Annotated in this window: 17 protein-coding genes and 1 riboswitch; of the genes, 6 read left to right on the forward strand and 11 right to left on the reverse strand. The window is 43.8% G+C overall.

Going from position 1 to position 18,582, the window contains the following annotated elements:
- The first annotated feature begins 113 nt into the window (after window positions 1–113).
- From D8801_RS07275 to serS, 3 genes are all read left to right on the forward strand, one after another.
- Window positions 114–1,478 carry an aspartate kinase gene (locus D8801_RS07275; protein ID WP_125848891.1) on the forward strand — a complete coding sequence of 455 codons (1,365 nt, stop codon included), beginning with the start codon at window positions 114–116 and terminating at the stop codon, window positions 1,476–1,478.
- A gap of 2 nt (window positions 1,479–1,480) precedes the next feature.
- Entirely contained in the window at window positions 1,481–1,852 is a 372-nt protein-coding gene (locus D8801_RS07280; RefSeq protein ID WP_125848893.1) for a DUF956 family protein, read from the forward strand.
- Between the two features lie 213 nt (window positions 1,853–2,065).
- Window positions 2,066–3,340 (forward strand): serine--tRNA ligase, encoded by a 1,275-nt coding sequence (serS, locus tag D8801_RS07285; protein ID WP_125848895.1) that lies wholly within the window; start codon window positions 2,066–2,068, stop codon window positions 3,338–3,340.
- A gap of 25 nt (window positions 3,341–3,365) precedes the next feature.
- On the opposite strand, the gene D8801_RS07290 is transcribed toward serS, so the two are convergent.
- The 6 genes from D8801_RS07290 to zapA form a co-directional block, all read right to left on the reverse strand.
- Window positions 3,366–4,265: a TDT family transporter gene (locus D8801_RS07290; protein WP_125848897.1), complete on the reverse strand. Its 900-nt coding sequence runs from the start codon at window positions 4,263–4,265 to the stop codon at window positions 3,366–3,368.
- Between the two features lie 108 nt (window positions 4,266–4,373).
- Complete coding sequence (locus D8801_RS07295; RefSeq protein ID WP_049544835.1) at window positions 4,374–4,922, reverse strand: carboxymuconolactone decarboxylase family protein; 549 nt, start codon at window positions 4,920–4,922, stop codon at window positions 4,374–4,376.
- Between the two features lie 131 nt (window positions 4,923–5,053).
- Entirely contained in the window at window positions 5,054–6,376 is a 1,323-nt protein-coding gene (locus D8801_RS07300; RefSeq protein WP_125848899.1) for an alanine/glycine:cation symporter family protein, read from the reverse strand.
- An 89-nt stretch (window positions 6,377–6,465) separates the two neighbouring features.
- Window positions 6,466–6,554, reverse strand: a riboswitch (glycine riboswitch).
- A gap of 168 nt (window positions 6,555–6,722) precedes the next feature.
- Window positions 6,723–9,059, reverse strand: coding sequence for an endonuclease MutS2 (locus D8801_RS07305; protein ID WP_125848901.1), 2,337 nt, complete (start codon window positions 9,057–9,059; stop codon window positions 6,723–6,725).
- A 111-nt stretch (window positions 9,060–9,170) separates the two neighbouring features.
- A complete protein-coding gene (locus tag D8801_RS07310; RefSeq protein ID WP_125848903.1) occupies window positions 9,171–9,719 on the reverse strand; it encodes a CvpA family protein in 549 nt (182 codons plus the stop codon).
- The gene (zapA, locus tag D8801_RS07315; RefSeq protein ID WP_125848905.1) at window positions 9,716–10,018 is read right to left on the reverse strand and encodes a cell division protein ZapA; all 303 of its coding nucleotides are present in this window, start codon (window positions 10,016–10,018) and stop codon (window positions 9,716–9,718) included. Before zapA ends, D8801_RS07310 begins: the two co-directional genes overlap by 4 nt.
- 86 nt (window positions 10,019–10,104) lie before the next feature.
- On the opposite strand from zapA, the gene rnhC reads away from it, so the two are divergent.
- From rnhC to recD2, 3 genes are all read left to right on the forward strand, one after another.
- Window positions 10,105–10,986 (forward strand): ribonuclease HIII, encoded by an 882-nt coding sequence (gene rnhC, locus D8801_RS07320; protein ID WP_125848907.1) that lies wholly within the window; start codon window positions 10,105–10,107, stop codon window positions 10,984–10,986.
- 3 nt (window positions 10,987–10,989) lie between these two features.
- Window positions 10,990–11,604 carry a signal peptidase I gene (gene lepB, locus D8801_RS07325; protein ID WP_125848909.1) on the forward strand — a complete coding sequence of 205 codons (615 nt, stop codon included), beginning with the start codon at window positions 10,990–10,992 and terminating at the stop codon, window positions 11,602–11,604.
- A gap of 149 nt (window positions 11,605–11,753) precedes the next feature.
- Entirely contained in the window at window positions 11,754–14,120 is a 2,367-nt protein-coding gene (gene recD2 / locus D8801_RS07330) for an SF1B family DNA helicase RecD2 (protein ID WP_125848910.1), read from the forward strand.
- Window positions 14,121–14,167: 47 nt separating this feature from the next.
- On the opposite strand, the gene tig is transcribed toward recD2, so the two are convergent.
- The 5 genes from tig to liaF all read right to left on the reverse strand — a co-directional run bounded on the left by tig (window position 14,168) and on the right by liaF (window position 18,537).
- Window positions 14,168–15,451 carry a trigger factor gene (tig, locus tag D8801_RS07335; RefSeq protein ID WP_125848912.1) on the reverse strand — a complete coding sequence of 428 codons (1,284 nt, stop codon included), beginning with the start codon at window positions 15,449–15,451 and terminating at the stop codon, window positions 14,168–14,170.
- A gap of 92 nt (window positions 15,452–15,543) precedes the next feature.
- A complete protein-coding gene (locus D8801_RS07340) occupies window positions 15,544–16,200 on the reverse strand; it encodes a DNA alkylation repair protein (protein ID WP_125848914.1) in 657 nt (218 codons plus the stop codon).
- Window positions 16,201–16,833, reverse strand: coding sequence for a response regulator transcription factor (locus tag D8801_RS07345; protein WP_125848916.1), 633 nt, complete (start codon window positions 16,831–16,833; stop codon window positions 16,201–16,203). It abuts the gene before it with no gap.
- Between the two features lie 13 nt (window positions 16,834–16,846).
- Window positions 16,847–17,842 (reverse strand): envelope stress sensor histidine kinase LiaS, encoded by a 996-nt coding sequence (locus tag D8801_RS07350; RefSeq protein ID WP_125848918.1) that lies wholly within the window; start codon window positions 17,840–17,842, stop codon window positions 16,847–16,849.
- Window positions 17,839–18,537 (reverse strand): cell wall-active antibiotics response protein LiaF, encoded by a 699-nt coding sequence (gene liaF, locus D8801_RS07355; protein WP_125848920.1) that lies wholly within the window; start codon window positions 18,535–18,537, stop codon window positions 17,839–17,841. The genes D8801_RS07350 and liaF overlap by 4 nt, the downstream gene beginning before the upstream one ends.
- Window positions 18,538–18,582 lie beyond the last annotated feature (45 nt).

Here is an 18,582-nt window from a genome sequence, read left to right on the forward strand (position 1 = left end):
TGTCTCGGCTGATCAAAACGCTCACTTTATACTAAAGACGATACTATTTTCTTCATTGAAAAAAGCCCCTCTTTCTGCTATAATCGTATAAAATACTTACTTGAGGAGTCCCTATGAAGGTTGTAAAATTTGGCGGAAGCTCTCTTGCCTCTGCTAGTCAGTTAGAAAAAGTTTTAAACATCGTTAAAAGCGATAAAGAACGCCGTTTTGTGGTCGTTTCTGCACCGGGTAAACGCAATGCTGAAGATACCAAGGTAACCGATGCCTTGATCAAATACTATCGTGATTATGTAGCGGGAAATGATATCAGCAAGAGCCAAAACTGGATCATCGATCGCTATGCGGCTATGGTGAGCGAACTAGGCTTAAAACCATCAGTTCTAGAAAAAATTTCTAAAAGCATCCGTGCCTTAGCGACTCTTCCTATTGAAGAAAATGACTTTCTCTATGACACCTTCCTAGCGGCTGGAGAAAATAACAATGCCAAACTCATTGCAGCCTACTTTAACCAAAACGGCGTCGATGCACGCTATGTTCACCCAAGAGAAGCTGGGATTGTTGTCACAAGTGAACCAGGAAACGCACGTATCATCCCATCTAGTTATGACAAGATTGAAGGCTTGGCTGATAGCAACGAGGTCCTTGTCATCCCAGGTTTCTTTGGCGTAACTAAGGAAAATCAAATCTGTACTTTTTCACGTGGTGGATCCGACATAACTGGTTCCATCATCGCTGCAGGTGTTAAGGCTGATCTCTATGAAAACTTTACGGATGTAGACGGGATCTTTGCTGCCCATCCTGGTATTATCCACCAACCACACTCCATCCCTGAATTGACCTACCGTGAAATGCGTGAGTTGGCCTATGCTGGATTTTCAGTTCTTCATGACGAAGCTCTTCTACCTGCTTACCGTGGAAAAATCCCTCTCGTTATCAAGAATACCAACAATCCTGACCACCCAGGAACTCGTATCGTTCTGAAACACAGTAGTGATAAATTCCCAGTAGTAGGGATTGCTGGCGACTCAGGTTTCGTCAGTATCAATATGTCTAAATACCTCATGAACCGCGAAGTTGGGTTTGGTCGCAAGGTTCTTCAAATCCTTGAGGACCTCAATATCGGTTGGGAACACATGCCTACAGGTATCGACGATCTTTCGATCATTCTCCGCTCCCGTGAGTTGACTCCTATCAAAGAAGAAGAAATTCTGCGTCAGTTGGTTCAAAAAGCAGAAGTGGACCATGCTGAAATCGAACACGACCTTTCCATCATTATGATTGTCGGAGAAAAAATGAAGAGTCACATCGGTGTAACAGCTACAGCGACACGTGCCCTATCTGAAAACAAAATCAACATCCAGATGATGTCCCAAGGTTCAAGCGAAGTTTCCATCATGTTTGTTGTCAATAAAGACCAAGAAAAGGCCGCTATTAAGGCGCTCTATCATGCCTTTTTCGGTGAAAGTAAGGAAGACTAATCATGGCCCAATCACTCAATAAAGTCATTGACCTGCAAACTACTGGAACATCTTACCTCTCTATCTCTGGAAAGGTCGGGAAATTTCTAGTCGGGGATCAAGCCTTAGAGTTTTATCCCGATGTCAATGTTGAACAATATGTCCAAATTCCCTGGTCCAGCATTCAGCAAGTCGGAGCCAACGTAAGCGGCCGCAAGATCAGCCGCCACTTTGAAGTCTTCACCGACCAAGGTAAATTCCTCTTTGCCTCAAAAGACTCTGGGGCTATCCTCAAAATCGCTCGGGAAAAATTAGGAAACGAAAAGGTTGTGAAACTTCCGACTCTACTCCAAACCATTGGACAAAAATTTAAAAATCTATTTGCAAAAAAGTAGAAACTTTAGTATAATCATAGCAACGGATAAGTAGGTTATCCTCTTCTTTCAGAAAGTCTGCGGGTGCTGCGAGCAGATAGGAGGGATAGGTGAAATTCTACCGTTATTCACAATTAAATACCGAATCAAGTGCACACCTGTGAAGTTGGATGGAACCGTGGCCCTGCCACTCCAACGCTTTGTTAGGTGTGCTTTTTTCATAAAGGAGTTCTTATGTTAGATATCAAACGTATTCGTACAGACTTTGATGCTGTCGCTGAAAAATTGGCTACACGTGGTGTAGATGCTACAGTCTTGAACGAGATGAAAGAAATCGACGCTAAACGTCGTGATATCTTGGTCAAGGTCGAAAACCTCAAGGCAGAACGTAACACAGTTTCTGCAGAGATTGCTCAAGCCAAGCGCAATAAGGAGAATGCTGATGACAAGATTGCTGCTATGCAAGCTCTCTCTGCTGAGGTCAAATCCTTGGATGCTGAATTGGCAGAAATCGATGCTAAATTGACAGAATTTACCACTACTCTTCCAAACATCCCAGCTGACAGCGTTCCTGTTGGAGCTGATGAGGATGACAACGTTGAAGTTCGCCGTTGGGGAACTCCACGCGAGTTTGACTTTGAACCAAAAGCTCACTGGGATCTGGGTGAAGACCTCGGTATCCTTGACTGGGAACGTGGTGGAAAAGTGACGGGTGCTCGTTTCCTTTTCTATAAAGGTCTTGGCGCTCGTTTGGAACGTGCCATCTATAACTTTATGTTGGATGAGCATGGCAAGGAAGGCTATACGGAAGTCATCACACCTTACATGGTTAACCACGATTCTATGTTTGGTACTGGTCAATATCCAAAATTCAAGGAAGATACCTTTGAATTGAGTGACACCAACTTTGTCTTGATTCCGACTGCTGAAGTCCCACTGACCAACTACTACCGTGATGAAATCCTTGACGGAAAAGACCTGCCAATCTACTTCACTGCTATGAGTCCATCTTTCCGTTCTGAAGCAGGTTCTGCTGGTCGTGATACACGTGGCTTGATCCGTTTGCACCAATTCCACAAGGTTGAAATGGTTAAATTTGCCAAACCAGAAGAATCTTATGAAGAATTAGAAAAAATGACAGCCAACGCTGAAAATATTCTTCAAAAGCTTAATCTTCCATACCGTGTGGTTGCGCTCTCTACTGGAGACATGGGCTTCTCAGCTGCCAAGACTTACGATTTGGAAGTTTGGATTCCAGCACAAAATACTTACCGTGAAATCTCAAGCTGTTCAAATACTGAAGATTTCCAAGCTCGTCGTGCCCAAATCCGTTACCGTGATGAAGCTGATGGCAAGGTGAAGCTGCTTCACACCTTGAACGGTTCTGGACTTGCAGTTGGACGTACGGTGGCTGCTATTCTTGAAAACTACCAAAATGAAGATGGTTCTGTAACCATCCCTGAAGTTCTTCGTCCATATATGGGTGGCGCTGAAGTTATCAAACCATAAAAAATAAGGCCTAGCTAGATAATAGCTAGACCTTTTTTCGTAACCAAATTAGATAACCACTCAAGACAAAGAGTAAAATAATCAGGCAAAGGAGGGTTTCAGCCAATACCAGATAATCCAGAAAAGGAAGTTTCAAAATTCCCTGAGCCATCTTGAGCGATGTAGCTGTGATGATGGTTGGAAAGGTGAGAGCTGAGAAGGCTGGCTGAAAGCCTTCTTTTAAAATATTAGGCAAGCGAGTCAAAACGAAGATGAAAAACAACTGAGAGACAAGCATCAGCAGTAACAAGGCCCAGGTCGGAAGAGTAACTCCACCGATACGCACCAGAGCAGCTAAGAGCAAAGAAAAAGGAGCACAGTAGATTCCTTCTTGCCCTAGTAGAGCTGGAGTCAATGGTTTTTTCTTTAAATCACTGTAAATCAACGGATAGAGAAAACAAGTAGCGAGAAAGCCGAAAGTCACCGTTAGATAGGCAATCTGAATCAGACCAACGACTGGATAGGTCAAGGCTGCCACTGCTATTCCCACATAAAGTACTGTCCAGCTTGGTGTTGCACTAGCTCTTTCTTCCACTCCAACAAAGCGACGAGAAAAATAAGCAATCAAAGCGAGATCCAAAATAAAAGAAAACCACCACAAAAGCTGGGCTAGGATAGGCATAGACGGAACTAGTCGCAAGACATAGGTCGAGAAAATCATCCCAGCCATAGGAAAAGTGGCCATCCCAGATAAGAGAGGAGCTTTAGTTAATTCTCGTTTGGTTTCAGACCAATTTCTTAGATGAAGAAGGAGAAAGAAAATCCATAAGACCAATCCAGTCAAACTAAATAGGTGCGAAAGAACAGGCCAAGTATCCGCAATCAGGTTTCCTGCACCTGCCAAACCTAACAAACAACCAGAAAATACCAAGGGGAGTTCTTTCATGGCAACCTCCGTTAATCATATTATTATCAGTATAGCATAAAAGCCTTTAAAATAGCATAGAAAAATGAAGACTGGGTAGATCAGCCTTCATTTTATTTATGATTCGAACTAGGCATAGGGTTGCAACTCTGGGTTGATTGGCGTATTGGCTAGGTTATTGGCATAATTACAAAGACTGGCAAGACTAACACCGAGAACCACATCCAAGGCATTTTGTTGCGTGTAGCCAGCTTCCAAAAATTCAGTCAAGGCTTCATCTCCTACACGCCCTTTGGTATTGATTACCGCCAAGGTAAACTTAGCTAGAGTATCTAGTTTTGGGTCTGTCTCGATTGGAGTACGGTTGCGGAGAGCTTGGAGAAGATCATCATTCATCTGGATTTGTTTGATTGAAAAGGCAGTATGACCAGCGACGCAGAAAGCACAACCATTGGTTACAGCAGCTGTGATTTGCACCACTTCACGCTCTACTGGCGTCAAGCTATTGCGGCGGTTGATGGCTCCGACAGTTCGGTAGGCTTCTAGAGCAGTAGGAGCATTGGCCAAGAGACCAATCAGATTGGGAATATAGCCATTGTTATCTTTTTCTACTGTTTCAAGAACTTCTTTCACTTCTGCTGGTGCTGATTCTACTGTGTGGATGGTAAATGTTGTCATAAGAAACCTCTTTTCATTTTATTGTCATTTAGTCTATCATAGAATTTTCCACTTGGATAATATATATTTTCAATCGCCTTGATAAAAAATGTCTATGAAATGAAAAAAATCACACTAAAAGTGTGATTGGATTAGTGTTTAAAATACTTTTTAGTCTCAGCAATGACGACTGGCGACAAAACTAAGAGGGCAATCAAGTTAGGCAATGCCATCAAGGCATTGACGATATCTGCGATAATCCAAACCATATCCAACTCGATAAATCCTCCCAACAAGACCATGAGCACAAAGACAACTCGATAGAGCCAGATAAAGCGAACGCCAAAGAGAAACTCAAAACAGCGCTCTCCGTAATAGTTCCAACCGAGAATAGTCGTAAAGGCAAAAAGCACAAGGAAAATAGTCAAAAGAGCAGGACCAAAATGTGAAAAAACTGTTGAGAAGGCTGACTGGGTCAAGGCAACTCCATTCAAATCACCGCTCCAAACACCAGTTACCAAGATCGTCAGACCTGTCAGAGTACAGATAATCAACGTATCAATAAAGGTTCCTGTCATGGAAATCAAGCCTTGCTCAACAGGCTCATTAGTCTTAGCTGCAGCCGCTGCAATCGGAGCTGAACCAAGACCAGATTCGTTAGAAAAGACTCCTCGCGCCACACCATTTTGGATAGCCATCCGAATGCTGGCACCTGCAAAACCACCTACCGCAGCAGCTGGACTAAAGGCTGAAGTAAAGATGAGGGCAAGTGTGGCTGGGATTTTCTCAATATTAAAGAGAATAACTGTAAGAGTTCCCAAAATATAGACAATAGCCATAAATGGAACGACTGCTGTCGAAACCTTAGAAATAGATTTGAGTCCACCAAAGACTGCAATCGCTACAAAAACAGACAAAACGAGAGCTGTGATAGCTGGATCAATTTGAGCTGTATTTTGAATGGATTCTGTAATCGAATTGACTTGGGTGAAGGTACCAATCCCTAGAAGGGCTACCAATACACCCGCTAGGGCAAAGAAGATAGCAAGGGGGCGCCACTTTTCCCCCATTCCCAAAAGGATGTAGTGCATGGGCCCTCCAGCTACAGCGCCGTTTGCATCCTTGCTACGGTATTTGATAGCCAGTAAACCTTCTGCATACTTGGTTGCCATCCCAAAGAAGGCAGCCATCCACATCCAAAAGAGAGCGCCTGGTCCCCCAACCTTAATGGCTGTCGCGACCCCGATGATATTTCCCGTACCAACAGTGGCTGCTAGAGCCGTACAGAGAGCAGCAAAGCTCGACACATCACCGTGCCCCTTATCCTTGGTAAAGATCAACTGAAAGGCCTTAGGAAGACGAGCCACCTGCAAAAGGCTTAGTCGGATGGTCAAATAGATACCCGTTCCGACCAATAAGATCAAGAGGGGAGGCCCCCAAACGAAAGCATCAAGCGCTTTTAGCAATTCTAACATATCCTACTCCTATCCTTCAACCCCAAAAGAAAGAGCACATGCAAGATACATGTACTCTGGAATGCTTAGATAAATGCCTAAAAGCGGTCTATCTTAGCTCTGTCCTTTTACCTGAGAGTTTGAGCAGTTGCCTGCCTTGCCCCTTCGGTGCCTTTACGGTCTCTCCAGAGTTCCGTCCATTTACAGTCATGGAAAACAAACTTTTCTCCATTTCTATTAAACTTCATTCGGTGTTGGTATTTTATTTTTTATTATTCTACAAGAAAAGTTAGCCTTTGTCAATGTTTTCTATGAAAATTTTTAGTTTTCATTTCTTTTTTTCAGAAAGATTGACTCCTTCTTCTCTCTATCCTTTAAAGGTCACAATGGTTGCGCCACTACCGCCAGCATTCTGTGGAGCATAGCCAAAACTCTTGACATGTTTGTTTCTTTGCAGGTATTTGGTGACGCCCTCACGGATGACTCCTGTTCCGATACCATGGATGATGTCGACTTGCGCCATGTTATTGAGCAGGGCTTGGTCGATAAAGGCGTCCAGCTCATTCATGGCCTCTTCGTACCGTTTGCCTCGGAGATCCAGTCTCGCTTGCGGACCACGACCAGAAGCACGTTTGACGACATTGACTTGTTTTTTCTTGACTGGGACTTCTTGTTGGGCCTGAACAAGGTCAAATTCTTTCTCTTCCAAGGTCATCTTGATCAAACCAACTTGGGCTTCCCAACGGCCGTCCTTAAGCTGATTGGTCAAGGTTCCACGTTGGCCATAACTGAGAACCACGATATCATCTCCAACCTTTGGAGCTCGTTTTTTCTTGGCTTTTTGAAGGACCTTGTTTTTGGACAAGTCGACTTTTTCAGGGGCCAGTTTTTTCAGTTCAGCCTTGGCTTCAATGATTTCATGGGGTTTGAGTTGAGACTTACTGTGGAGGTTCTTGAGAATCTGATCACTCTCACTTAGCGCTAGTTCCACAATCTCAGCAGCTTGTTCACGCGCCTTGTTGAGCTCAGTTTCCTTTTCACGATTGAGTTCGTTGTAGAGCTTTTTAAGAGCTCGGTTCATCTTAAGGTTTTCTTGCTCCACCTCACGGATATTGTCCAAGCGTTTACGGCTTTCCAATGTCTGCTCTTCCAATTGTTCAATGATGCGGTTGACGTCATTATCTTGGTTGACCTGCTGGCTGGCATCCCCGACGATGACATCTGACAAGCCCAGGCGCTTAGCAATTTCAAAGGCATTACTTCGACCAGGAACTCCCTGCATAAAGCGATAAGTCGGACGCAAGCTGGCTGTATCAAACTCCATGCTGGCATTTTGCACAAAGGCTGTCTCGATACCATAAGCCTTGAGTTCTGGATAGTGGGTCGTCGCCATGGTCTTAACCTGACGGAGACGAAGATCCTCCAAAATAGCCATAGCAAGGGCTGCTCCTTCCTGCGGATCGGTCCCTGCCCCTAGCTCATCTAGCAATAAGAGCGAGTGCTGGTTGACCTTGCCAAGAATATCTACGATATTGGTCATGTGACTGGAGAAGGTAGACAAGCTTTGCTCGATAGACTGCTCATCCCCAATATCTGCGAAGATTTCTTCGAAAATACCGACACGGCTTCCCTTGTCTGCTAAAATGGGCAAGCCTGACTGGGCCATAAGTTGAGTCAAGCCCAAGGTTTTGAGCATGATGGTCTTCCCACCCGTATTGGGACCTGTAATGACAATGGCCGTTAATTCCTTACCGAAGTGTACATCGTTTGCGACAGCATTTTTAACCAAAGGATGGCGAACATGAAGGAGTTGAATTTCTTGATTCTCTGAAAGTTGAGGAACGACTGCTTGTCTTTCTTGAATGAAACGCACTTTGGCACGAATCAAATCTAGGTGCCCGATAATCCAAGCGTCATTAGCAATCTCTGCAGCATGAGGACGGACCCGTTCCGATAACTCCTGCAGGATACGAATCATCTCATAGCGCTCATCAGCTCGCAGACTCGCGATTTCTTCGCTTAGTTTCACGACCTCACGTGGCTCGATATAGACCGTATTTCCACTGGCAGAGATGTCGTGGACAACACCTGCAATCTTGTTGCGGTAGGTGTTCTTGACGGGTAAGACCTGACGGCCATTTCTGCTAGCGATTATCCCTTCGGTCAACATCTGAGCTTTTTGCTTGAGCAAGTCTTGCAAGACATCTCGAACCTGACTCTCGCTATCATGGATTTTCCGACGGATGCGTGCCAATTCTTCACTAGCGAAATTTTCGATGAAGCCTGCGTCATTTAGGGCTTGGAGACTCCCTTGCAAGTGTGGAAAATCATGCAGTTTTTCAAACCATCTCGCCAGCTGCTCCAAGCGTACATTTTCAAGATTGGCATAAAAACCTTGCAACTCTCTGCTAGCAAGCAAGACCCGTTTGAGGAGCAGGAACTCCTCAATATTGAGGTCCGCCCCCATCTCCAGACGCTTGCAAACAGCTGAAATCTCACGTGTCGCTAGGATGGTAAAGTGAGGCTGCTCCACAAATAGGGCTTGCATTTCCTCCATCTCAGCAAAAGCCTGTTTGATTTTATCCTCCTTGGTAGTCGGAGCCAAAGCTTTTAGCTCCTCTAGGCCTTGTTCTGTTAGGATATGAGGTTCAAACAAGGCTTTAATTTTATTAAATTCTAAGGTTTCTAGTATTTTTGTATTCATATTCTTTCCTTGTATGCTTGTTTACAAGATTATAGTAACTAGAGGTTTTGGACTTACCTCGTCCTAGTCGTCCAATCTGTAAACAAAGGGCTAGGAAAAATCCCGCCCTTTTTATCCGATTAAATTTGTCACCCAGAGTTGTTTGATAAAGTTTGTCGTGAAAGGGACACTTTGGATGATGTGTTTAGCTACGATACTTTTTTCAAGTGAATTTTGAATGACTGCCAGAGGCACCGTTGCAAGAATGGTCAAAGCCATTTGCAAGGCGAATAAGGTTACCAATAGCGACAAAGCCCCCGCACTAACCCGAAACCACTTGCCACCTAGTGTTTTAACTGGAATCAAATGTAGGAACAAACCGATAAAACGTCCGATAGTGTAACAAATTCCGAAAACTAGAAGGTAGGCTATCCCCGCATAAAAGACCTTATCTAGCTGAAAAAGCTGACCTGAAGGGAAGAAAAAGGTACCCTGTCCTTCCTGAGGATTGGCATAAGGGACAAGCAAGTGAAGTTGATCTCCCAGCGATTTATAAAACTGACTAGCAACAAAGGCTGAAATCACTGCAACGAGAAAATAATAAACTTGCAACACCAAACCTCTACGGTGGCCGATGTAAAAACCCCAAGCTAGAACTAGTAAGAGAAGGATCGAAATCATAGGGAGTCCTCAATCTTGCTCTGTTCTTGTTTGACTGCCACTAGCTTATTTCGAAGGTCTTTAAGCTCCTGCTCCTTATCGTCAAACTCAATCTCACGACTAAGCTGCGTCGATAGGCTGTTAATCGCTAAAAGGAGGGCAACGGTTTCATCATCCGCCCCAGGCATTCGTTCCTTAATTGCTTGGTATTTTTCAGTCGCAACCTTGGCTATTTCCTCCATAAAGAGGTTATCATGCTCCGTTGTCAAGGTTAATGTCTTTTTTCCGAATGTAAACTTATATCGATTTAGATTTGCCATAAAATTCACCTCACGATATTATACCAAATTTCGCTAACTTTGTCAGTTTTTACCAATTCTCCTGCTTTTGTGGTACAATAGAGACTATGGCAAGTATCACACTCACACCAAGTGAACAGGAAATTCAGAGCTTTTTAAGTCAATATCAGAAGGCTCTCGCTCCTAGTAAAAATCCCTATATCCGCTATTTTTTGAGACTGCCTCAGGCGACTGTTTCCATTTATACTTCTGGGAAAGTCCTCCTGCAGGGCGAAATGGCTGAGCAATACGCCAGTTTCTTTGGTTACCAAGTTCAACAAGAAAAAAGTGGACAAGATTTTCCTATGATTGGGACTGATGAGGTGGGAAATGGTTCCTACTTTGGTGGGCTTGCTGTCGTGGCTTCCTTTGTGACACCTGACCAGCACGACTTCTTGCGAGAACTCGGCGTAGGGGATTCAAAAACCCTGACAGACCAAAAGATTCGTCAAATTGCCCCTATCCTCAAGGAAAAGATCCAGCATCAAGCGCTCCTCCTTTCACCGAGCAAGTACAACGAAGTTATCGGAGAGCGTTACAATGCTGTTTCTGTAAAGGTTGCCCTTCACAATCAGGCTATCTTTCTCCTTCTCCAAAAAAGAGTCCAGCCAGAAAAAATCGTGATTGATGCTTTTACAAGTCCTAAAAACTATAACAAATACTTGGCGCAAGAAGCCAATCATTTTCCAAATAAGATCACTTTGGAAGAAAAAGCCGAGGGAAAATACATAGCTGTCGCAGTCAGCTCCATCATCGCGCGGGATCTCTTCCTCGAAAACTTGGAAAATCTTGGACGAGAACTAGGCTACCAACTGCCAAGCGGCGCTGGAACTGCTTCTGATAAGGTTGCTAGCAAAATCCTTCAGGCCTATGGTATGAAGGGGCTCAACTTCTGTGCCAAACTTCATTTTAAAAACACTGAAAAAGCCAAAGCACTTCTAGAAAGGTAAGTTATGAATTATTTTAAAACATTTCTAAAAGAGTGGGGACTTACGTTCCTTATCATTATACTAGTTGGTCTTAGTCGTCTCTTTCTCTGGACCAATGTCCGTGTGGAAGGGCACTCTATGGATCCGACTCTAGCTGATGGTGAGATTCTCTTTGTCGTTAAACACCTCCCAATTGACCGCTTCGACATCGTTGTTGCCCATGAGGAGGATGGAAATAAAGACATTGTCAAAAGGGTCATCGGTATGCCTGGAGATACCATCCGCTACGAAAACGATAAGCTCTTTATCAACAATCAAGAAACCGACGAACCTTACCTAGCAGACTACCTCCAACAGTTTAAAAATGATAAACTACAAAGCACCTATTCAGGGAAAGGCTTTGAAGGGGATAAGGGTGTCTATTTTAGAAGCCTTGCTCAGAAAGCTCAGGCCTTTACTGTCGATGTAAATTTCAACACTAGCTTCAGCTTTACTGTACCAGAGGGTGAGTACCTCCTCCTTGGAGATGACCGTTTGGTTTCTAGCGACAGTCGCCATGTTGGAACCTTTAAAGCCAGTCAAATCAAAGGAGAAGCCAAATTCCGTTTCTGGCCACTCAACCGTATCGGAATTTTTTAAAACCAGCAACCAGATGCTGTGATAGTCTTTTTGAGTTAGCCTTTTAGGATTAGATTGCAACTTGGCGATATCTTGTACCAAGTTCCAGATCCAAGAAAAGCCTAACTGAGAGCTCTATCCCAGCTCTTTTTCTATCAAAAAGGAAACCTATGGAAGTTTATTTTTCAGGCACCATTGAACGTATTATTTTTGAAAATGTCAGTAATTTTTATCGCATCCTCCTCCTAGATATCGAAGATACCAATGCGGAGGACTTTGACGATTTTGAAATCATTGTTACGGGAACTATGGCTGACGTGATTGAGGGCGAAGACTACACTTTTTGGGGGCAAATCGTTCAGCACTCCAAGTACGGAGAACAACTACAAATCAGCCGCTATGAACGAGCAAAACCGACTCGAAAAGGGCTTGTCAAATACTTTTCTAGCAGCCATTTCAAGGGAATTGGTCTCAAGACAGCTCAGAAAATCGTGGACACCTATGGCGACAATACCATAGACGAAATTCTGGAGCATCCTGAAAAGCTGGAAAGCATTGCAGGACTCTCTGCCAAAAACCGTGAGGCTTTTGTCTCCACCCTACGTCTCAACTATGGGACAGAGATGGTTTTGGCTAAACTTGCCAACTACGGCATTCCCAATAAACTAGCCTTTCAGATTCAAGACTTTTACAAGGACGAAACCCTGGATATTGTCGAAAACTATCCCTACCAATTGGTTGAGGATATCAAGGGTTTGGGCTTTACCATTGCTGACCAATTAGCCGCCGAACTAGGCATCGAAAGCCAAGCTCCCGAGCGCTTCCGTGCAGGTCTTGTCCACAGTCTCTTTCAAGGTTGTATGGATACAGGCGATACCTACATAGAAGCCCGAAATTTGCTGGAACAGACCCTGACTCTCCTCGAGTCTTCCCGACCCGTAGAATTGGACCCCAGCCAAGTTGCTCAAGAGCTTTCCTACCTCATCGAAGAAGACAAGGTTCAGCAGATTGATACCAAAATCTTTGATAACAGCCTCTTTTTCGCCGAAGAAGGCATTCGCAGTCACTTGGTTCGTATCCTTGAAAAAGGAAAGCAGAAAAGTCAGGATTTAGAAACCATTCAAAAGCATATCGCTAGTGTTGAGGAAGAACTGGGTATTGAGTATGATAGCATCCAAAAACAGGCTATCTGCGACGCTATCCAGAATAAGGTCTTTATCCTAACAGGTGGACCTGGCACAGGTAAGACGACTGTTATCAATGGGATTATCGCTGTCTATGCCCTCTTAGAAGGACTTGACCTAAGGAAAAAAAGCAACTTACCTATTCTTCTCGCTGCCCCAACTGGCCGAGCAGCCCGCCGTATGAATGAATTGACAGGTTTGCCTAGCGCTACTATACACCGCCACTTGGGAATGACAGGTGACGATGATACCAGTCATCTGGAAGATTATCTGGATGCTGACTTTATTATCGTGGATGAATTCTCCATGGTAGACACTTGGTTAGCCAACCAACTCTTCTCCAACATCTCTTCTAACAGTAAAATTCTCATCGTGGGTGATAGCGACCAGCTGCCTTCTGTCAGTCCTGGACAAGTCCTAGCTGACCTGCTCCAGATACCCCTGATTCCGCAGACACGTTTGGAACGGATTTATCGTCAGAGCGAGGAATCAACTATCGTTACCTTGGCTAGCCAGATTCGACAAGGCATCTTGCCAACTGACTTTACTCAGAAAAAAGCAGACCGCTCCTACTTTGAAATCGCTAGTGGTCATATCCCAGCTACCATTGAGAAGATCCTCGGTGCCGCCCTCAGAAGTGCCATTCCGGCTCGTGATATTCAGGTGCTAGCGCCTATGTATCGAGGTACTGCTGGCATTGACGCCATCAACCAACTCATGCAAGACCTGCTCAATCCTCTTCAAAAGGGACAGGTTAGCTTTGAAACAACTCAGTGTCACTATCGAACAGGGGACAAGGTCATTCACCTAGTCAACGACGCTGAAGTCAATGTCTTTAACGGAGACCTAGGCTACATCACAGACCTGATTCCTGGAAAATACACCGAGTCCAAACAAGACGAGATTGTCATTGATTTTGATGGCAATGAGGTCGTCTACCCACGTAACGAATGGTACAAGATTCGACTAGCCTATGCCATGAGTATTCATAAGTCTCAGGGAAGTGAGTTTCCTGTTGTCATCCTGCCCATCACCAGTGCTAGCAAGCGCATGCTGGAACGCAATCTCATCTACACAGCTATCACACGTGCCAAGAGCAAGCTTATCCTTCTTGGTGAATTACAGGCCTTTGACTATGCAGTCAAGCATATCGGGACTGCCCGCAAGACCTATCTGATTGAGCGCTTCAAGGATCTGGTTGAATCATCTGAACAAACCAGCCCCGTTCCTAGCCAAACGACAAATCATGAGAATTCTCCTCTATCCTACATCCTCACTGAGGAAAACTGGTCTAGCATCCCAGCAATGATCGGGATTACAGATGCAGACCTCAAAGAGATTTTTGGAAAATAGAGCATCAGAAAACCCACCTAATCAGGTGGGCTTTTTCTCTTTCAAGATTATTTTACTGTTGCTGTATTTGTGATCAATTCAACAGCTTTTTTGATTGCGATATCGTGTTTCAACATATCAGCTGAAAGCAAGTTTTGAACTTGCGCCACTTCCATATTGTAAGTTGTAGCCAATTGTTCGATTTCTTTTTGGATTTCTTCTTCAGTAGCGTCAAATCCTTCAGCTTTGGCAACTGCTTCGATTACAAGGTTAGTCTTCGTACGTGACTCAGCTTCTGCTTCGTATTGTTTGTGAAGGTCCTCTTGAGTAGTTCCAGTGATTTGGAAGTACATGTCAGGATTGATACCTTGACGTTGCAAGTTTCCAAGGAATTCGTTTACTGAACGGTGAACTTCTTCGTGGATCATTTCTTCTGGAAGTTCTACGATTTCAGCGTTTTCTACAGCTTTATCGATTGCTGCACCTTCAAGGGCATCTTTGTATGCTTCTTCTTTCGCAGCAGTCAATTCTTTGCGGTATTTTTCTTTCAATTCAGCAAGTGTTTCCACTTCTTCATCAATGTCTTTTGCAAGTTCATCGTCAAGAGCTGGAACTTCTTTTGCTTTTACTTCGTGGATAGTTGTCACGAATTTAGCTTCTTTACCTGCAAGATCTTCTGCTTGGTAGTCTTCTGGGAATGTTACGACAACGGCAACAGTTTCGCCAGCTGAGTGTCCAACCAATTGGTCTTCGAAACCAGGGATGAATTGACCTGATCCAAGTCCAAGTGAGAAGTTTTCACCTTTTCCACCGTCGAACTCAACACCGTCGATAGAACCAACGAAGTCGATAACAACAGTGTCGCCATTTTCAGCGGCAGCTTCCTTGATAACCAATTCAGCCAAGTTGTTGCGTTCGCGTTCGATACGTTCTTCAACGTCAGCGTCTGTTACTTCTTTTTCTACATCTACTGATACTTCAAGGTTTTTGTAGTCACCCAATTTTACTTCAGGTTTTGTCACGACTTCAGCAGTGATGACCCAGTCTTGACCTTTTTCCATTGAAGTCACGTCAATTTTTGGTTGTGCAACTACTTCAAGACCAGCTTCTTTTACAGCTGCCTCATAAGCATTTGGCAAAAGAGCGTTCAACACATCTTGGTAAAGTGTTTCTTCACCAAATTTTTTATCAAAGATAGGACGTGGAAGGTGACCTTTACGGAAACCTGGAACGTTAAGAGTTTTCTTTACTGAGTTAAATACACGGTCCACTTCTGGTTTGATTTGGTCTTGAGAGATAGTGAAAGTCAAGACACCACGGTTTGTTTCTTTGTTTTCAAATGATACAGACATTCTGTCATTTCTCCTTAAAATTTTTTAAATACAGTCTATTATAACATAAACGAGCGACTTTTTTCAAGTAATGAATACGCTTTTCAACGATGCTAAAGGTATTTGCTGGCTTCCTTGATACTAAGTTCAGCCATTTTTTCCTTGTTTTTTTCGATGAAGCTTGCTACCCAGTCTGGATTGGTTTTGGAGTAGTCTCTTAGTGCCCAGCCGATGGCTTTGTTGATGAAAAATTCTGTCTGGTCCAGATTGTTGACCAGGATCTTTTCCATCAGTTGGACATTCGTTTTCTCTTTTCTTAACAACTGGTGGTCAATAGCGACTCGTCTCAGCCAGATATTATCTGATAGGCTCCATTTTAAAATCACTTCTTCAAGTTCCTGATGGTCGGCTACCAAACTTCCTACTACTCGATCTAAGATATCTACCGTGTCCCACCAGGACTTGGTCATGACCAGACGCTCAAGTTTAGGCAAATCGTCCTTCGTTAGATAAGACTGTATGGCTTTCAAATAGTTGGCACCCACATATTGGTATTCTCTAGGCTCCTTTTCCCAGCAAGTGTCTACAAAATCCCAATCGATCATCTTTGTTTTTTTCGCGCTTGGAAAATACTTTTTATAGAGGGCATTTCTTTCAGGACCTGCAATACCTAGAAAGGGAAATTGATGGCGCATATAGGCTTCCATGGGAGTAGCTTTATGCGGATCTTTCGCTGCTTCTAGCTCCTCAAGTAAATCTGCAAGACTCATCTAAAAGTCCTCATGCCCTACCAAGTGGTGCTGAAAGGCATAGACTGCAGCCTGAGTACGATCACTGACCTCAAGCTTGGCTAGGATGTTGGACACATGGGTCTTGACCGTCTTGAGTGAGATGAAGAGTTCGTCTGCGATGCGCTGATTTTCGTATCCCTTAGCGATGAGTTGAAGCACGTCTCGCTCACGCGCAGTCAGATCCTCATGAAGTTCCATATGATTGCGGTGGTATTCGACTTTCTTGCTGACCTCTTGCTCAATGGCCAACTCTCCTGCAGCTACCTTACGAACAGCGTGCAGCAATTCATCTGCGCTAGAAGTCTTGAGCATATAGCCCCTAGCACCAGCGTTCAAGACCGGCATGATTTTTTCATTGTCTAGGTAAGAGGTCACAATCAAAATCTTGGCTTCAGGCCATTCTTTGAGGATGGCTAAGGTTGCATCAATCCCATTCATCTCAGGCATAACAATATCCATGACAATAACATCTGGACGCAGTTCCAAGGCCAAGGAAATCCCTTGGACACCGTTAGCCGCCTCTCCCACAACTTCTACATCTTCTTGAAGGTCAAAGTAGCTTTTCAAGCCCAATCGGACCATTTCATGGTCATCTACCAGTAAAATTTTCATCTCTACTCCTTTATCATTCCTTGTCTAGCAGGGGAATACGGATATCGACCGCCAGTCCTTGCTTGGAAGCTGTCAAGAGTTGAACCGTTCCTGCCATATCTTCAACCCGCTCCTTGATATTTCGCAGTCCATAACTCAAGTCGTCTAAACTCCCTAACTGGAAACCAATCCCATTGTCCACCACTTTCAGCTGCAATTCAACATCTGTCTGATAGAGGTAGACATCTAAGCAAGATGCCTGGGAATGGCGGAGGGTATTGCTGATCAACTCCTGCAAAATGCGGAAGATATGTTCCTCAATCTTCTTGGGCAATTTAGACACATTTTGCTTGAGACTAACCTTGAGATCACTCTTGTCCTCAAGCTCTTTTAAGAGGATTTGAATCCCCTCAATCAAACTCTTCTCTTCCAACTCAACAGGTCGCAAATGTAGGAGCAAGACCCGCAAATCTTTCTGGGCTGTTTCTAGGATAGCTGCGACACTTTGCAACTGGGTCTGCATCTTTTCTCTATCCAGCTTCAAAGCCTGCTGACTGACACCTGATAAAATCATATGGGCCGCAAACAACTCCTGACTAACTGTATCGTGAAGGTCACGTGCTATCCGCTTTCGTTCTTTCTCGATGATTGCTTCTTCCTTGACCAGGCTTTGATTTTCAGCCTTTTGAACAGCCTCTGTCAAGAGGTTAAGCTTGCCAGACAAGGACTTAAAACTGGCATCCAAGTCTGGATCTGCAAAGGCAACCACCTCTTTTCCTGCTAACAGTCGCTTGAGATTGACTTGCATTTTTCTGCGAGAGACTTCTTCTATCACGCGCCAAAAGAGGACAAAAAAGAAGGTCATGGAAAGGCTAAAGACCAAGATCAAGAAGATGAGTTTCTCTGTTTTCTCGATATCCTGTAGCAAATAGGACCAATCAAGATTTAAAATATCAAGCAGACTATTGGTCAAAAAGAGGATAAAGAGGAAAGAAGTCAGCCCGATTAACAGATACGATTGCTTTTTCATCCTCTGACCACCTCCACATCGCCAACCATAGTAGTTAGGAAAATCTTGACGCTCTTGTTACTCTTGAGGTAGTCTCTGGTTTCCTGATGATAGTGTTCATTGCGGAGGGATCTCTTAGGTTGATGGAGGAAGGTAAGATCTCCATAAAGACAGTTAACACTGAGGCTGATTTCCACATCTACAGGTACGATAATCCTAGTCGTTCCGACCATCTTTCTAAGGATAATGACATTGTCATGATTGGTTAGGATAACTCTTTCCAGATGAATAGTGTCCTTACCCATGAGGCGAAAGAGGTTGATATCGTCAAACTGGCAAGTCTGGTGACTAGAGAAATGATGGAGATTGCCAAACCAGCGATTCTTTTCATTTTTAACCGTCACCACCTCTTCAAAGACCAAGTCGGTCTCCTCTCTTTCTTGATTCATCATCGGATAGAGAAGAAAGAGACTGTAGATCACCGCTACAAAGATAGCTAAAATCACAAAGGGATTGAGCATGACGATGAAAAAGAAAAGAATGGTAGCCACAAGGAGAAGAAAGTTATTGCCCTCTTTGCCTGCATAATAGCGTATCAGGAGAAGAAAGAGGAATAAAATCAGTAGAAAACGCGAAAAATGCTCTGATACCATCAAAATCAGAGCTCCCGTCAATAGACAGGATTCAATAAATAAAAAGATTTGAAATTTTTTCATAGACGCATCCTCTCCCTTCTATTTTATCACAATTCAAAAAAGTCA

It is taken from the genome of Streptococcus oralis, from assembly GCF_003943415.1.
Lineage (GTDB): Bacteria > Bacillota > Bacilli > Lactobacillales > Streptococcaceae > Streptococcus > Streptococcus oralis_BJ.

What these genes read in the sequence shown, in the direction of transcription:
- D8801_RS07280 (WP_125848893.1), top strand. Translation starts at nt 1,481, where the DNA reads ATGGCCCAATCACTCAATAAAGTCATTGACCTGCAAACTACTGGAACA.
- D8801_RS07290 (WP_125848897.1), bottom strand. Translation starts at nt 4,265, where the DNA reads ATGAAAGAACTCCCCTTGGTATTTTCTGGTTGTTTGTTAGGTTTGGCA.
- D8801_RS07295 (WP_049544835.1), bottom strand. Translation starts at nt 4,922, where the DNA reads ATGACAACATTTACCATCCACACAGTAGAATCAGCACCAGCAGAAGTG.
- D8801_RS07305 (WP_125848901.1), bottom strand. Translation starts at nt 9,059, where the DNA reads ATGAATACAAAAATACTAGAAACCTTAGAATTTAATAAAATTAAAGCC.
- D8801_RS07340 (WP_125848914.1), bottom strand. Translation starts at nt 16,200, where the DNA reads ATGAGTCTTGCAGATTTACTTGAGGAGCTAGAAGCAGCGAAAGATCCG.
- lepB (WP_125848909.1), top strand. Translation starts at nt 10,990, where the DNA reads ATGAATTATTTTAAAACATTTCTAAAAGAGTGGGGACTTACGTTCCTT.
- D8801_RS07350 (WP_125848918.1), bottom strand. Translation starts at nt 17,842, where the DNA reads ATGAAAAAGCAATCGTATCTGTTAATCGGGCTGACTTCTTTCCTCTTT.
- zapA (WP_125848905.1), bottom strand. Translation starts at nt 10,018, where the DNA reads ATGGCAAATCTAAATCGATATAAGTTTACATTCGGAAAAAAGACATTA.
- tig (WP_125848912.1), bottom strand. Translation starts at nt 15,451, where the DNA reads ATGTCTGTATCATTTGAAAACAAAGAAACAAACCGTGGTGTCTTGACT.
- D8801_RS07275 (WP_125848891.1), top strand. Translation starts at nt 114, where the DNA reads ATGAAGGTTGTAAAATTTGGCGGAAGCTCTCTTGCCTCTGCTAGTCAG.
- D8801_RS07310 (WP_125848903.1), bottom strand. Translation starts at nt 9,719, where the DNA reads ATGATTTCGATCCTTCTCTTACTAGTTCTAGCTTGGGGTTTTTACATC.
- D8801_RS07345 (WP_125848916.1), bottom strand. Translation starts at nt 16,833, where the DNA reads ATGAAAATTTTACTGGTAGATGACCATGAAATGGTCCGATTGGGCTTG.
- D8801_RS07300 (WP_125848899.1), bottom strand. Translation starts at nt 6,376, where the DNA reads ATGTTAGAATTGCTAAAAGCGCTTGATGCTTTCGTTTGGGGGCCTCCC.
- serS (WP_125848895.1), top strand. Translation starts at nt 2,066, where the DNA reads ATGTTAGATATCAAACGTATTCGTACAGACTTTGATGCTGTCGCTGAA.
- rnhC (WP_125848907.1), top strand. Translation starts at nt 10,105, where the DNA reads ATGGCAAGTATCACACTCACACCAAGTGAACAGGAAATTCAGAGCTTT.
- recD2 (WP_125848910.1), top strand. Translation starts at nt 11,754, where the DNA reads ATGGAAGTTTATTTTTCAGGCACCATTGAACGTATTATTTTTGAAAAT.
- liaF (WP_125848920.1), bottom strand. Translation starts at nt 18,537, where the DNA reads ATGAAAAAATTTCAAATCTTTTTATTTATTGAATCCTGTCTATTGACG.